The organism is Salinactinospora qingdaonensis, from assembly GCF_039539445.1.
GTDB classification, from domain to species: Bacteria; Actinomycetota; Actinomycetes; order Streptosporangiales; family Streptosporangiaceae; genus Salinactinospora; species Salinactinospora qingdaonensis.
The window spans coordinates 1-14,169 of the sequence record NZ_BAABDD010000039.1; the positions used below are offsets into that span (position 1 = coordinate 1).

The 14,169-nt window shown below is 66.4% G+C and carries 14 protein-coding genes, 1 tRNA gene and 1 rRNA gene; 13 read left to right on the forward strand and 3 right to left on the reverse strand.

Translation table 11 applies throughout. From position 1 onward, the window contains the following. The 4 genes from rrf to ABD848_RS22715 form a co-directional block, all read left to right on the forward strand. Positions 1-114, forward strand: a 5S ribosomal RNA gene (rrf, locus tag ABD848_RS22700); the annotation flags it as partial. A 1,046-nt stretch (positions 115-1,160) separates the two neighbouring features. Beyond that, the gene (locus ABD848_RS22705; protein WP_344976412.1) at positions 1,161-2,462 is read left to right on the forward strand and encodes a M16 family metallopeptidase; all 1,302 of its coding nucleotides are present in this window, start codon (positions 1,161-1,163) and stop codon (positions 2,460-2,462) included. Between the two features lie 81 nt (positions 2,463-2,543). Then, positions 2,544-3,917 carry a M16 family metallopeptidase gene (locus tag ABD848_RS22710; RefSeq protein ID WP_425567659.1) on the forward strand — a complete coding sequence of 458 codons (1,374 nt, stop codon included), beginning with the start codon at positions 2,544-2,546 and terminating at the stop codon, positions 3,915-3,917. A 238-nt stretch (positions 3,918-4,155) separates the two neighbouring features. Then, complete coding sequence (locus tag ABD848_RS22715; RefSeq protein WP_344976416.1) at positions 4,156-5,412, forward strand: serine/threonine-protein kinase; 1,257 nt, start codon at positions 4,156-4,158, stop codon at positions 5,410-5,412. Positions 5,413-5,523: 111 nt separating this feature from the next. Here the strand turns inward: ABD848_RS22715 and ABD848_RS22720 are convergent. Together ABD848_RS22720 and bcp are read right to left on the reverse strand one after the other, a co-directional pair. Beyond that, positions 5,524-5,598 (reverse strand) — tRNA-Leu (locus ABD848_RS22720). A 443-nt stretch (positions 5,599-6,041) separates the two neighbouring features. Further along, positions 6,042-6,530, reverse strand: coding sequence for a thioredoxin-dependent thiol peroxidase (bcp, locus tag ABD848_RS22725; protein ID WP_344976419.1), 489 nt, complete (start codon positions 6,528-6,530; stop codon positions 6,042-6,044). Positions 6,531-6,836: 306 nt separating this feature from the next. On the opposite strand from bcp, the gene ABD848_RS22730 reads away from it, so the two are divergent. From ABD848_RS22730 to ABD848_RS22770, 9 genes are all read left to right on the forward strand, one after another. Continuing rightward, positions 6,837-7,916 (forward strand): CDP-alcohol phosphatidyltransferase family protein, encoded by a 1,080-nt coding sequence (locus tag ABD848_RS22730; protein WP_344976421.1) that lies wholly within the window; start codon positions 6,837-6,839, stop codon positions 7,914-7,916. Positions 7,917-7,933: 17 nt separating this feature from the next. Further along, entirely contained in the window at positions 7,934-8,335 is a 402-nt protein-coding gene (locus ABD848_RS22735; RefSeq protein WP_344976423.1) for a DUF3618 domain-containing protein, read from the forward strand. A gap of 178 nt (positions 8,336-8,513) precedes the next feature. Beyond that, complete coding sequence (purU, locus tag ABD848_RS22740) at positions 8,514-9,371, forward strand: formyltetrahydrofolate deformylase (protein ID WP_344976425.1); 858 nt, start codon at positions 8,514-8,516, stop codon at positions 9,369-9,371. A 424-nt stretch (positions 9,372-9,795) separates the two neighbouring features. After that, entirely contained in the window at positions 9,796-10,305 is a 510-nt protein-coding gene (locus ABD848_RS22745; protein ID WP_344976427.1) for an Asp23/Gls24 family envelope stress response protein, read from the forward strand. Beyond that, entirely contained in the window at positions 10,302-10,625 is a 324-nt protein-coding gene (locus ABD848_RS22750) for a hypothetical protein (protein WP_344976429.1), read from the forward strand. The genes ABD848_RS22745 and ABD848_RS22750 overlap by 4 nt, the downstream gene beginning before the upstream one ends. A 318-nt stretch (positions 10,626-10,943) precedes the next feature. Next, the gene (locus tag ABD848_RS22755) at positions 10,944-11,120 is read left to right on the forward strand and encodes a hypothetical protein (protein ID WP_344976489.1); all 177 of its coding nucleotides are present in this window, start codon (positions 10,944-10,946) and stop codon (positions 11,118-11,120) included. 14 nt (positions 11,121-11,134) lie between these two features. Beyond that, positions 11,135-11,539: an Asp23/Gls24 family envelope stress response protein gene (locus tag ABD848_RS22760; protein ID WP_344976431.1), complete on the forward strand. Its 405-nt coding sequence runs from the start codon at positions 11,135-11,137 to the stop codon at positions 11,537-11,539. A 61-nt stretch (positions 11,540-11,600) separates the two neighbouring features. Further along, on the forward strand, positions 11,601-12,206 hold the full coding sequence (locus ABD848_RS22765) for a DUF6286 domain-containing protein (RefSeq protein ID WP_344976434.1): 606 nt from the start codon (positions 11,601-11,603) through the stop codon (positions 12,204-12,206). A gap of 288 nt (positions 12,207-12,494) precedes the next feature. Further along, the gene (locus ABD848_RS22770; protein WP_344976436.1) at positions 12,495-13,145 is read left to right on the forward strand and encodes an alkaline shock response membrane anchor protein AmaP; all 651 of its coding nucleotides are present in this window, start codon (positions 12,495-12,497) and stop codon (positions 13,143-13,145) included. Positions 13,146-13,334: 189 nt separating this feature from the next. On the opposite strand, the gene ABD848_RS22775 is transcribed toward ABD848_RS22770, so the two are convergent. Further along, positions 13,335-14,027 (reverse strand): haloacid dehalogenase-like hydrolase, encoded by a 693-nt coding sequence (locus tag ABD848_RS22775; RefSeq protein WP_344976438.1) that lies wholly within the window; start codon positions 14,025-14,027, stop codon positions 13,335-13,337. Between the last annotated feature and the right edge of the window lie 142 nt (positions 14,028-14,169).

Below are 14,169 nucleotides of genomic sequence, written 5' to 3' on the forward strand. Positions count from 1 at the left end.
TGGTGATAGCGGTGGGGAAACACCCGGTCCCGTTTCGAACCCGGTCGTTAAGCCCACCAGCGCCGATGGTACTGCCTCCATGGTGCGGGGTGGGAGAGTAGGACACCGCCGCACACAATCCCCAACAAGGGTGGGGGTGCGGGCGCGGGGAAATGGTGGCCACCTATTGTGAGAGTGGCTGGTTCCCCTGTTCCCGCACCCCCACCCTTCCTTACAGCCCCAACAACGCTGAGACCATTTCAAGCGCGTCTAGTTTGTCGCGAGAATATTGACGCTCAATTCTTTTAGAAGCGTTGTTGAAGGAGTCAGTGGATATCTGGCTCACTTTCGAGGTTTTTGTGTTGTAACTCTTCCGTGCTTTTTGTGGTCTTCCTGTGAGAGCTGCAACTTCCCTGGCTGCCGTTGTTTTGGAACGGTGCTCTCTGCTCGTTGAACGGTCACGAGCTACCGCGTTCACCTCCCTCCGTCCAGCTATGTCTACGCTGCTCCGGCACAGCCGGCTTACTGCTCCCCACAAGCGAACACTCCGGACTTCTCCCTGCCTTCCAAGGGGCTGCTGACAGCCATTCAACCGGCTTCGCCCCCCGGAAAAGCCGGGGAAGGCTCGATGTCCAGGGCGATTGGGCCACACACGCGCATTAGCCCGCTCAAACACCACGGAAGCCCAACTGTCGGCCTCCTCGCCTTGAGCACGGAGATCCCTGGGCAGGCACTTCAGTTCCGCGAGCCCGCGATCGGGAAGCATCGGGAAGTCTTTCACTCCAGGCCAGCCACAGCCCAAGTCACAGGCTTGGCCGATCGGAGCCCAGTGCGACACGGTTGGCTGCCGCGCCCGAACGCCCATAGCGCCGATGACAGCACTGGTGAGAGCTCCCTTGGTGACGGGAACCTTCACCTTCCCGGCCGCGGAGATAGTGAGCGACGAGCGAACTCGCAGCCGCCGACTCCTCCCCTTCCCGTCACCTTCCCGAGCCGCCGCGGGAAGAGAGGCCTCTCCTCCGCCCGTGTGGCGACCTTCATAGCGTTTTCGCGGTGAATTCCGCGCTGACTTCCCGGCATAACATCCGATTTCATGCGGAGCCGCGGTCCCGCTCGCTCCCGTGAGGCCATAGGCTCGACACTCAGGACGGATTCCGGAAGTCAACGAGGGGCACATACTGGTGACGACCAACGGCGCGGCAGGCAACGCGGGAAACATCCAGCAGTTCACGCTGGACAATGGACTTCGCTTGGTCACGGCACCGGCCGCTACTGGACAGGTGGCCGCTGTCAACCTCTGGTACGGGGTTGGTTCCCGGTTCGAATTTCCCGGCAGAACTGGATTCGCTCACCTGTTCGAGCACCTGATGTTTCAGGGCAGCGGCAACGTGGCCAAGGGGGAGCACTTTGACGCCATCGAGCGGCTCGGGGGTGAGATCAACGCTTCCACGTCGACTGATCGCACCAACTATTTCGAGACCGTCCCAGAGCACGCCCTCGACATCGCCCTCTGGCTAGAGGCCGACCGTCTCGCGACTCTCCGAGACGGTATGACGCAGGAGGTGCTGGACAACCAGCGCGATGTCGTCAAGAACGAGCGTCGGCAGCGCTACGACAACATGCCTTACGGCACTAGGCTCGAGCGCATCCTACGGCTGGGCTACCCCGAGGGACACCCCTACCACCACCCCATCATCGGCTCCATGGACGATCTCGACGCCGCCGATCTCGAATACGTGCTCTCGTTCCACCGGAGCCACTACGGGCCTGACAACCTTGTTCTCACGGTTGTCAGCAACCTCGATCCCGCCGACGTCCACGAGAGGGTCAAGCGCTACTTCGGGGGCATCCCAAAGCGTGACGTCATCGCCGAGGCCCCTGACCCCTCCCTGGAAGGGCCTATCGGGGGGCCGCTCCGCGAGGATGTCACCGAGAACGTGCCGGCCGCTGCGGTGTTCCTCGGTTACCGCGTGGGCGAGTACGGCAGTCGCGAGTTCGACATCATGCACCTCACCTCGGCGATCCTGGGAGAAGGCCAGGGCAGCCGCCTCTACCGGCGATTGGTGGTCGAGCGCGGCATCGCCGCGGACGATGGCGGAGCCGCGGCCGACGTGCTTCCCTTCCGCTACACCCCCAGCCTGATGCTGCTGAGCATGATCGCCCGCGAAGGGGTCGGCGGTGACGTGCTTGAAGAGGCCATGTTGGAAGAGATCGCCACGATCGCCGACGGTGTCTCCGAGGAAGAGGTGGAGCGTGCCCGCGCCGTACTTGAGCGCGATCACCTCCAGACCCTCTCCAGTCCGAGCGGGCTCGCTGACGCACTGGGCAGTCACACGCAGTTGTTCGACGATCCTGAGCTTGCCTACACCTGGCCGCAGCGCTGGGCCGACATCACTCCCGAAGAGATCGCGGCCCACGCTAAACGCCTCCTCACCGCTGAGAACCGGTTGGCGGTCCGCTTTGATCCGGAGCACCAGGAGTAGCCCGCAGGATGAGCCGGCCCACGGTCGAGTAGCGGGTCGCGTCGCCGCACTCACGCCTTTTCCCACGTTCCGCGCACTTCGATGCCGAAGGAAGAAACCGTCTTGAACATTCTCCAGCCGCGTCCCCGTCTCGGTGACCCCACTCCCTACACGTTCCCTAAGCCGCGACACCTGCGTGTCGGCAACGGTGACATCGTGGCTATCGACGTGCCCGGCCAGCCCTACGCGGCTATCCGGTTGATCCATCCGGCCGGTGGCGCCACCGAGCCCCATGACCGTATGGGGGTCGGCGCGCTCACCAGCGAGGCCCTGGAGGACGGAGTACACGGGAACAGCTCGCTCGCCCCGGCGCTGGAGCGCCATGGCGCCGAATGGATGTCCCGGATCGGCTGGGACAGCTTCGTCACGGGGGTGGACGCTCCGGCCAACCGCATCGTCGACGCCACATCCCTGTTTATGGAGGCGGTTCGCACTCCGGCGCTGCGCCCTGACGATGTCGTGAGCCGGCGTGAGCAGCTCGTAGAGCGTTTCCGGCTGGAGACCTCGGTTGCTCCTACCTTGGCCGCCCGCGCGATTGGTGGACAGCTTTTCTCCGGCCGCTACGCCACGCCCCTCACCGGAGGGCCGGTGAAGCTACAGGAGGTTACCCCCGAGGTCGTCACCGACTTCCACAGCCGCTCGATCGCGGCCGTGGCCGGGACGCTCGTCGTTGTCGGCGACCTCAGCGACGTCGACCTTGAGGATCTGGGCAAGCGGGTCTTCGGCGACGCTGCGGAAACACCGGAGCAGCCGGTCAGTCCGCCAGAGGCCGCGGAGGGAGAACTGCCGGGGGTGCTGGTCATCAACCGGCCCGACTCGGTGCAGTCGGCGCTGGTGCTGGCGCAGCGTTCACCCTCGCGTTCCGAGATCGACCTCCCCAAGGCCGAGGGGATGAGTGATGTGCTCGGCGGCATGTTCACCTCGCGGCTCAACACCGAGCTTCGCGAACGGCTCGGTTACACCTACGGGGTGGGGTGCCGCTTCGACCTGCGTCGTGACAGCGGCATCTTCCTCATCAGCACTCAAGTCGAGACGCCGACCACCGCTCCCTCGATCACTGCGATGCTGGAGCAGATCGAGCAACTGCGTTCCGACGGTGTCACCCCTGACGAACTGGCTGCGGTTCGCGAATCCAACACGGTGGGGTTGCCTGTAACCTACTCGAACTCGCGCTCGCTCGCCGGCGCGCTGGTGGAGATGGTCGTACATGACCTGCCCGATGATCATGTCGACCAGCTAAGGGCCGGTTTCGAGCGGATCACCGCCGGTGATCTCCACGACGCGGCGCGCGAGTACCTGAGCCCCAGCGATTCGGTGGTTATCGTGGCGGGAGACGCCTCGGAGGTCGTGGGACCGTTGGAGGATCTCGGTTTTGGAGCCGTCACGGTTCGTGAACCTGAGACGCTGTGGGCATGATTCGGTTTTAAAGCTACTGATGTGGCAAAAAAGGACAATAGAGGGGAAAGTGCTCGGGGAGTGCCGATGCATAGCCGTAACAAAAATGAAGCTACGCGGCGGTAATCCGATAGCCGATCGCTCCCGGTGATCTCGCACCTGATATAAACCAGTGGTCCGTCCACCGTCCGGCGCGAGCGCCACAGTCAAAGAGTCCGCAGGAGGCCAGTGTGGCCCGTGATCTGATGCGTTAGAAGCTGTGTCCTCCATCGAGAAGCCTCACGCAGAGCGGCCGGCGCCGCTCGATTCGGCGCACCCCACAGCACTTGAGGAGACTCAGGGAGAACGGGTGCTGGCCGGGCGTTACCAGTTGCTGGAACAGCTCGCACGCGGTGGTGTTGGCACCGTGTGGCGAGCAAGGGACGACGAACTCGATCGTGAAGTGGCCATCAAGGAACTGCGCATTCCTGATGACCTCAGTGACGACGAGCGCGAGTCCCTGCTGCGTCGTACCACCCGCGAAGCGCGGGTGGCGGCGCGGCTGGCCCATCCCGGGGTCGTCACCGTCCTCGACGTCGTCAACGAGGACGATCGCCCGTGGATCGTCATGGAGTTGGTCGTCGCGCGCACGCTCGCCGAGATTATCGACATCGCCGGGCCGTTGCCCTACCAGCGTGTCGCCGATATCGGCCTCCATGTCATCAGCGCTCTCAAGGCTGCCCACGATGAGGGCATCATTCACCGCGATGTCAAGCCTGAGAACGTGATGATCAGCGAAGACGGTCGGGTGGTGCTCGCCGATTTCGGGTTGGCGGCCTGGACCGGCGAGTCCGGGCTGACCAGTTCGGGACGTATCGTGGGCTCGCCTTCCTACATCCCGCCGGAGCGGGCCAAAGCCGGCCCCGTCGGTCCCGCCTCGGACCTGTGGTCACTGGGGGCTACGCTCTACGCGGCCGTCGAGGGGCATCCGCCCTATGACCGCAAGGGCTACATCGCCATTTTGCGTGGTGAGGAGCTCGACGATCCGCCGCCGGCGAGCAGTGCCGGGCCGCTGGCCCCGGTGCTCGCCGGTCTGTTGCACGTCAAGGCCGAGGATCGACTGACCGCCGACAACGCCACGAAGATGCTGCGGATCGCCGCCTTGGCGCCGTGGGCTCCCGAGACCAGTCCTGAGACCGCGGCCAAGACGGCGGCTGAGGTGGAGGAGCAGCAAGACGACGAGGGTGTTGACACCGAGACCGAAGAAGAGGGCGCCGAGTCAGCGCGGGAGCACTTCCGAGCCGGTGCCCACGTGCTCCGTCACTCGCTGCAAGAGTCGGTCTCGGAGGCCTGGCAGCGCCACCGGCCAGAGTCGGTGAGTTCGCTGCTCACCGCGATCAGGGAGTCCACTGACACGCTCGGGTTGACCAGCTCGGGCCGCCACCGCAGCAAAAGCCCCAAGCTGCTCATCGCTCTTGTGGTGCTGGGCGTGACGGCGCTGCTGGCCGTCGTGCTGTGGGCACTGGTGTTTCGCTAGCAACCCTCCGGGCTGGTCGGGCGGCGCACCCTGAGCCCCTGAGAACGCAGCGGCAAGACGTGGCGACAACCGAAGGCGCGGGACATCCGTCCCGCGCCTCCAACGTCTGTGTAGGGCCGGCGAGATTCGAACTCGCACTGTACAGGACCTAAACCTGTCGCCTCCTGCCTATTGGGCTACGGCCCCTTCGATGGTGCAGGTCCTCCCCGAAAGGAGATCCGCTGTTATGAGGTTGGCAGGCCAGAGGTAGGAACCGCAAGGTGGCCGGCCGCCAAAATGGTCGCCGCAGGGACGACTGGTCCCCATCTTAGTGGCTCGTGGTGGCTGTGCGGACGCCCCCGCCAGCACGAGAAGCCCCGAGTTTCAGCCACCCCGTGGCGCACCACGGGCGCGAGGGTCGCGCCCGTGACCCGCGGCGGCGAGTTTCGGCAACCGGGCGCAGGCCGAGAACTGCGTTCGCGTTCTCGGCCTGCCGGCAGGCTGTCTCCGAGGCGCCGGTTGCTCCCACCGGGCTCGGTGGCTCTGCTGCGGTGACGTCCCGAGGCGGCCCGGCGTAAACACCACCGATGCGGGACCGGTCAGCCGGTGGCCGCCCTCGCTTTTCGCCCTGTTCGCCAGGGCGCTGCGGGTTAGCCCAGCTCCAGTTCCCGCTTGATCCGGTCCACATGTCCGGTGGCCTTCACGTTGTAGAAGGCCTTCTCCACCGTCCCGTCTGTGGCGATGACGAGAGTGGAACGGATGACACCTTGCACGACCTTGCCGTAGTTATTCTTCTCGCCGAAGGCGCCGTAGGCCGCCATCGTCGTCTTCTCGGGGTCACTCAGCAGCGGGAAGGTCAAGCCCTCCGTGTCGCGAAACTCGGCGAGCTTGGCGGGACTATCCGGGGAGATGCCCACGACGGAGATCCCCGCGGCGTCGAACTCGCGCAGGTTGTCGCGGAAGTCGCAGGCCTCCGTTGTGCAGCCCGGCGTCATCGCGGCCGGGTAGAAGTACAGGACCACGCTTTTGCCCGCGGAGGCGAGCACCTCGCTGAGGCTGACGGCGTTACCGTCGGCGTCGGTGAGGGTGAAGTCGGGCGCAGTGTCGCCGGGCTCCAGGCGGGTCTTGGTTTCGGTCACGTGCTTCCCTCCGGTCAGGACAGGTGTCCCTTGTCTGGCGGTTCCAGGGTAGGGCCGTCGCGACGGCGGTGACACGACACGCCGTGGCTCCGTGAGAGGGCACTGTAGCTGTGACACGGGTTTTTCATGAATCGATTCGGGGGTAACCCTCCTGCGGCGCCCGGTTCTCACCTATGGTTGAGCAAGCCCTTTGGACGGCGGCGGTTTCCCGGTTTAACACCGGATGCGTAAAATCATGCGTCCCCCGGCCGCCCGCACGCAAGGGCCGGAGCACGTTCCGCTTCGTGTTTGGGAGTTTCACCAGCGATGTCCGGTTTTACGTTGGAAGAGGTCAAGCAACGTACGTCCAGGGAGCGTGATTCCTGGTGGACGGTGTGGTTGGCCGACCCGCTGGCATTTCGTCTGGTGAAGGTGGTGGCCAACCGCACGTCGATCACACCGGACCAACTCACCGTCGCCGCCCTGTTACTAGGGTTGGGGGCCGCGGCCTGTTTCGCGGTGGGATTCTGGCCGTTTCTCATCGCCGGGGCGGCCCTGTACTACCTGTGTTTCCTCGCCGACTGCATGGACGGCAAGCTCGCTCGGTTGACCGACCGCGAGTCGTTGTTCGGCTCGTGGATGGACTACGTCTTCGACCGGTTCCGGGTGCTGGTGTGCGCGATCGCCCTTATGGGCGGACAGTATGTGCTCACCGGAAATGACGTCTTCGTGTGGCTGGCGCTGGCCGTGGTCTTTTGCGACATGCTGCGCTACCTCAACGCCCTTCAGGTCTACAAGGTACGTCGCGAGATGCGCTCCCATATCGCCGGCGCCCTGGAGCGCGCGCGGGCCACGTTGTCGATGCTGGAGCCGGAGGAGGGCACTGAGGGCAAGCCGGTGGGCCAGCCGATGAGCGATACCGGCGAGCAGGCCGTGCTGCGCCATGGGATCTCGGTTCTGGAGCAGATCCTGCGCACCACGACAGAACGGGAGAGTCAGTACGACCGGGCGGCCGGTAAGCAGCCGGATGTGCGGCTGCCCCGCGTCGATCTGCACCAGGAGTTCCGCAGCCGCTTCCCGTGGTACCAGAAGTTTTGGGACTTCCTGCGGGCACGGCGCATCCGCACCCACCTCGTGAGCGGCATCGAGTTCCAAGCGGTGGTGTTCATCGTGGTGCCGCTGCTCGGGGTGGTCTCGACGGCGGCGATCATTTGGGTTCCCGTGGTTATGGGGGTTCTGCTGCTCGCGTTCGAGATCGCGATCATCTATAAACTGTGGTTGTCCACGCGCGACTTCTTCCGGGTCGTGGACGGGATCGAAGGGGCGCTGAGTTTCAGGCGTCCCGCTGAGGCGACCCCTGAAGATCGGCAGTCGGCCGATGACGTGTCGCGGGCAACTCTGCGGTAGCGGAAGGGAACGACTGTATGGATGGACGCGACCCCGGGGGAGCGCGGCGTGACCCCGCCATAGTGCAAGCCGAGATCGAGCGGGCGCAGCAGCGGTTGGTTGTGGCCCTTGACGAGATCGTCGACCGCACCAGTCCCAAGCGAGTGGCGCGGCGCCAGTGGCAGCACGTCCGCGACTCGGGTGGTCATCTGCTGGAGGAGGTGCGGGCGCTGATCGCTGGAGAAGAGGCTGTGCGCGTCGACCGCTCCGAGGTCGAACCTTCGGAGGGCGCAGTGATGCTCAAAGGCGATAGCCAGGCCGTCTCCACGTACCGTTCCAGGGGAGCTGGACCGCCGGCCGCTGTCGTGGCCGGGGTTGGTGCAGGCGTGGCAGTGGCTGTCGGCGCCGTCGTGCTATGGCGCCGGCGGCGTAGGCGCTGAGCAGCGCTTTTCCTATCGTTGTGCGGCCGGCCATCCTCGTTACGGGCGAGGGTGGCCGGTTCTTTTCGGCCGCCGCGCATGTCTGGCGATGCGAGTGGGCGCGCCCCATTACCCTGGTTGCCTATAACCGGCCGGGCTGGTTTGGATAACCACCTAAAGATGAGGGTGTGGGTGTGCCATGGATGATCGCGAGTACGTGCTGACCCTGTCGTGCCCTGACACGCGCGGCATCGTCGCGGCGGTGGCTACGGTGCTTTCCCGGCACGGGTGCAATATCACCGAAAGTCAGCAGTACGGCGATCACTACACGGGGCGGTTCTTCTTGCGCACCCAGTTCCTGGCCGAAGACCCGGCCGTGGGGGAGGACGCGCTGCGTGGTGCCTTCGCCTCGCTGGCGGGCGATCTTGACATGGAGTGGGAGTTGTGGCGGTGTGCGGTACGGCCGCGTGTCCTGGTCATGGTCTCCAAACACGGTCACTGCCTTAACGACTTGCTCTACCGTCAGCGCAGCGGTCTGTTGGGCGTCGATATCGCCGCGGTCGTCTCCAACCATCCCGATCTGGAGTTTCTGGCACGCTCCTACGACCTCGACTTCCACCACCTGCCGGTCACCCCGGAGACAAAGCCGCGCCAAGAGGCGGCATTGTTGGAGCTGATTGACGCCTACAGTGTCGACCTGGTGGTCCTTGCCCGCTACATGCAGGTGCTCTCGGCGGATCTGTGCGCGAAGCTCTCGGGGCGCGTCATTAACATCCACCACTCGTTTCTGCCGAGCTTCAAAGGCGCCCGGCCCTACCATCAGGCTCATGCACGCGGTGTGAAGCTGATCGGCGCCACCGCCCACTACGTCACGGCCGAACTCGACGAGGGGCCGATCATCGAGCAGGAGGTCGCTCGGGTCGAACACACCCACAGTCCCGAGCAGCTCGCTGGAGTGGGCCGGGACTTGGAGTGTTTGGCCCTGGCGCGTGCGGTGAACTGGCACGCGGAGCGGCGGGTCGTGCTCAACGGCCAGAAGACGGTGGTGTTTCGCTAGTTTCGCCGTTGGTGCGAGTCGTGCGGCTGTGAAGAGGCGCGGGGGCGGGCCGGCCGCGCCGGTTGAGGTGGCAGCGTTTCGGCCGACTTGAGTGCGGGGCGTGCGCTCTGGGGCCGGTGGGTGCCGTCGGCGGGTAGCCCCCATCCCACCGGGCGGGACGGCAGTCGGTGATCCCAAAACACGTTACTTTTCGCTTGTGGTTGACTACAGTAGGTATCCCCGTTCGGGGCTACCCGTAGTTTTCATTATGTGCGGTCTAGATCACACCATATGAGGGTAGTGGTGCTCTCGGCTGGTCAAAGGGATAGCGACAAGCCGCCGACGGCATCCGAGGGTGTGGATATGGGGTGCTCCAGACGCCTTCGGCGCCAGCCGTTTCGGCGCGGCAGTACCGCGCTGTGGTTCGCAGTGAAGGAGAAGAACAGTGACCGAAACCAAGAGCGAGGCCAAGGTCCCGAGCGCCCGTGAAACGAGTCCCAGCGACCGGGGGAGAGGGGCACGCGAGACCACCACGACCGGAGGCCACACCTCCGTCGCCGACCAAGTCGTCGCCAAGATCGCCGGTATGGCCGCCCGTGAGGTCGGCGGGGTCTACCGGATGGGAAGCGGCGCGGCACGCGCCTTCGGCGCGGTACGCGACCGCATCCCCGGCGCCGGCACCACGTCCAACGCCGCGCGTGGGGTGGCCGTGGAAGTCGGCGAGAGCCAGACCGCGATCGACATCGATCTCGTGGTCGACTACGGCGCCGCCATCCCCGATCTCGCCGGGGCGGTGCGCCGCAACGTCATCACCGGCGTCGAGCGTATGACTGGCCTGGAGGTCACCGAGGTCAACATCGCCGTCGATGACATCCACCTGCCCGATGAGGGCGAGGACAGCGAGGAGGAGACCACCGCCGTCACCACGGCCGAGACCGGGTCGCGCGTGCGATGACAGAAGCAGCGGAGGTTGACGCCGAGGGGGAGAGCGCTCGCACCATCGCCGCGCGGGTACTCGCACTCCCCGACGTGGCCGCGCTGTCGCCGGGACACTTTCACACCATCGCCACGCCCGTCGCGGGCGGGCGGGTCGAGGGGGTGGCCGTGCGCGAGACTGCCGTGGAGGTCGGGATCGTGGCGTTGTGGGGGACACCGCTTCCCCAGATCGCCGACCAGGTCCGAGAGACGGTCGGCGGCCTGGTCCCGGGCAGCGCCGTCCACGTCCGTGTGACCGACATCGTCGGTGCCGCGCCGGGCGCGCCCGGCGGGCGGTGAGCCGATGGAAGGGGAGCTGCGGGCCTACCGCTGTTGGGTTCGCGCCCACCACCCCGATCGGGGCGGCGACCCCGAGGTCTTCGCGGCGGGACTGGCGTGGTGGCGAGCCCGGTTGGCGGTAACGACTTCCCACCGGGGGGACAGCGGCCGTGCTAGGGAGCGCATCGGCGTTTACCGGGCGCCGCGCGGACCTGTCGGCCGGGTCGCCGCGTGGCTGCGCCGCTGTCGGCGTCGCCGCGCGCGGGCCCGCCAGATCAGCTGAACCACCGGGCCGCGGTCACCGCGACCCGACAACACCACACACCGCGATCGGGAGGGATGGCCATGTGGCCAATCGTCGGATTGGCTTTCGGCACCGTGCTCGGGCTCGCTAGCGCTTTCGGGGGGTTCTGGGCGTTCGCCCTCGTACTGCTGCTGGGCTTGGCGGGGTTTTTGGCCGGGCGCGCTTTCGAGGGAGAGATCGACCTCGCCGAGCTGTTCACCCGGCGCCAATGAACACGGGGTGAGCCATGAACACAACGACCGCGTCGGTAACCGAGATGATTCCCGCTCAGCGGCCTCCGATGGAGCAGCGAGGGCGCACCGCCATTCCCGAGCGTGTCGTGGCCAAGATCGCGACCAGAGCCGCCGACGAGACCGAAACGACCAGGACGGGCGCTGGGGGTGCCCTACCCTTGTTCGCCGCCGCCAAGGGCAGTAGAGCCCAGGCGCACCGCAGCGGAGCCTCGGTGATGTTGAGCCTGAGCATTGCTGTGGGCTACCCCGTGCCGGTGCGCCAGGCCACGCGCGAGGTCCGTCGACACGTTCAGGACACAGTCGAGAGGTTGACCGGACTGCGGGTACGCCACACCGATATCGAGGTCACCGAGCTCGTTCGAGAAGGCGACCGTGGGCGCGAGCGTCATCTGCGGTAGCGGTGGGGCTAGGGCCGCCTGTTGCTGTGATCGCACACGTTGAGAGGGGTGATGACACACAATGACCACGGTGGAAGACGCGCTGGGCCGTCCTGACCCCGTTACCGCCAAGCGCGCGAATCGGGTGGCGGTCCACACCTTCCGTCCCCGCCGTTCCTGGCCGGCGCTCCTCGTCGGCCTTGTGGTCGCGGGTGTGGCGGGACTAGCCGCCGCCGAGGTGATCTCGGCTCTCATCGGGCGCCCCTTCACGGGGCTCCCGTTTCAGCAGGCGGCCGAGTACGCCGGTGAGGCCCGCTGGAGCGATCCCGCCGTACAACTCGCCTCACTGGTTCTGGCCCTGATCGGGCTGGTGTTGATCTCGTTGGCGCTGGTGCCGGGGCGCGGGCGCTGGCTGCCGCTGCGCACCGACGATCCCGCGTTGGTCGTGGGGTTGTCCAGGCCCGCGTTGCGGCGGGCGTTGAGCGTGGCCGCCCGCGAGGTCGACGGGGTGCGTTCGGTCCAGGTGCGCCTGGGACGGCGCCGGGTCGGGGTATGGGCCTACACCGAACTACGCGGCGACGAGGAGCTTCCCGACCTGCTGCGACAGGCTGTGGAGCGCAGGCTCGCCGATCTCGCCCCTCTGCGCGAGCTCAAGGTGCGTACCCGGGTGCGCTACGCGAAGGCGTGAGGCTGATGAGTGTGACCTCCGTCCCCTCTCGCGCGGGGAGATCCCTCCGGAGCGCGATGGAGGGGTTCCGGCCCGGCCGGCACCTGTGGAGAGGAAGATTTCGGTCCGGTTCGCCTCGGCTCAACCGGTATCGTCGCCGGATGCTTGGGCTCCGGCCCGAGCATCCGCGTGCACGGCGCGTCGCTCTCCGCCGGCCTGGCCTCCTGTGGTCGTGGCGGCAATGCCGGGCAGGACATGTCCAGCGACAGGCGTCGCCGATACATCCATCGTTCTACATTAGGTAGCGATATGCCTACGCACGCTATTTCTCCCCGGCCCGCACGGCCGGGGCAGCCTGGCGAAGCCCAGGTGAGCGACAGCGCGCGCGGGCCCGCGCGCGGCAACCGGTGGGGTCTGGCTCTCGTCGGTCTCGTACTCGTGGCCAGTGGGCTGGCCGCCCTGGCGGTGGGGTTGGGACTGCTCGGTCGGGCACGCGCGAGCGCGCCTCTGCTGGGTGGGGCAGTGACCGATACGCTTGGGCAGGCGTGGGTCCCCTACGCGGCGGTCGTTCTCGCGGTTGTGGTGGCACTGCTGGCGCTGTGGTGGATGGTGCGCCAGGGGCGCGACGACACGGTACGACGGCTGCGGGTGGAGCCGGAGCCGGCTGCCGGCATCACCGAGATGCGGTCGAGTACGGCCTGTGACGCGTTTGAGGACGAGGTGGCGGATTACCCGGGGGTGCGCCGGGCGCGAGCGCGCATGACTGAGTCCAGGTCGCAGCCGCAAGTCCGCCTTGACCTCGTCCTCGACGCCGACGCTGACGCTTCGGCCATATGGCGCGAGGTGCGCTCTCAACCGTTGGAGAACCTGCGTTGCGCCCTGGAACTCGACCGGTTGCCGGCCGTCATCCGCATGTCGATGGCGGCCCCACCCAAGAACCCGCAGCGTCAGCTCGCCTAAGGGGGCCGCCTGTCCTGGAAGGGCCGCGAGCTTTAGACGACGCGGGAGGGGCAGCGCCAAAACCGGAGGCTTCCATGGCACCGCACCCGGCTCGGCTCGGGCGTGGGGCAGCCACGCCGACTGCCGCCCCTGCTTCGAGGCGCGGACCATGCGCGCCGCTTAGGGCGGGCGGGGCCGCCGGTGATCCGTTCAGCCGAGAACAGCGCTCATGACGGCGTCGGTGTCGGAGAGGTCGGGCACAACGACGGTCGCGCCGGCGGCTTGGAGCGTGGCGGCATCGGTGACGCCGGTGGCGACCGCCACGACCCGTGCACCTCCGTCGTGGGCGGCGCGGATGTCGTTGGGGGAGTCGCCGATGAGAACCGTGGTGTCGGGGGTGAATTCCACGCCGGTGCTCTCGTAGACCCGGCGGCGGGCGATGTGGACCAGTTCGCAGCGTTCGGGGTGGTCGTCGCCGTAGCCGCCGAAGGGGAAGCTCACTAGTTCGTGCAGGTCGAAAGTGGTGAGTTTGAGTTCGGCGTTGGCACGAGTGTTACCGGTGAGCAGGGAAGATACGATGTCGGCTTCGTTGGCGCAGCGGTGGAGGACTTCTTTGGCGCCGGGCAAGATCCGGCCACGCATGGTCAGTTCGCTGGCGCGTGCGGAGAACTCCGCGTGCTGTAGCTCTAGGAAGCGGGAGAAGTCGCCGGGGGTGGCGGTGAGCCCGTTGGCGTCGAGGGTCTCGTTGAACCAACGCCATTCGGTGCGGCCGGGGCCTCGTGTGTCGATGTGGTCGGTGAGCCCGGTGAATCGGGCGAACGCCGCGGAGAAAATCTCGAAACCGATGTCGTCGACGTCCAGCAGGGTTTTGTCGATATCCCACAGCACCAGCCGCTTACCCACGTATACCCCTTTCGAATACCGGTGTGCCTGTCACGCTATCCCACCCCCAGCGGGTTCCCAATTGTATTGATAGGAAATTCACCGGCCGTGGGCCGGAGCTCGCCGCGGGGGAGGCCACCATGAGGCGCATGGCTATGAGGAT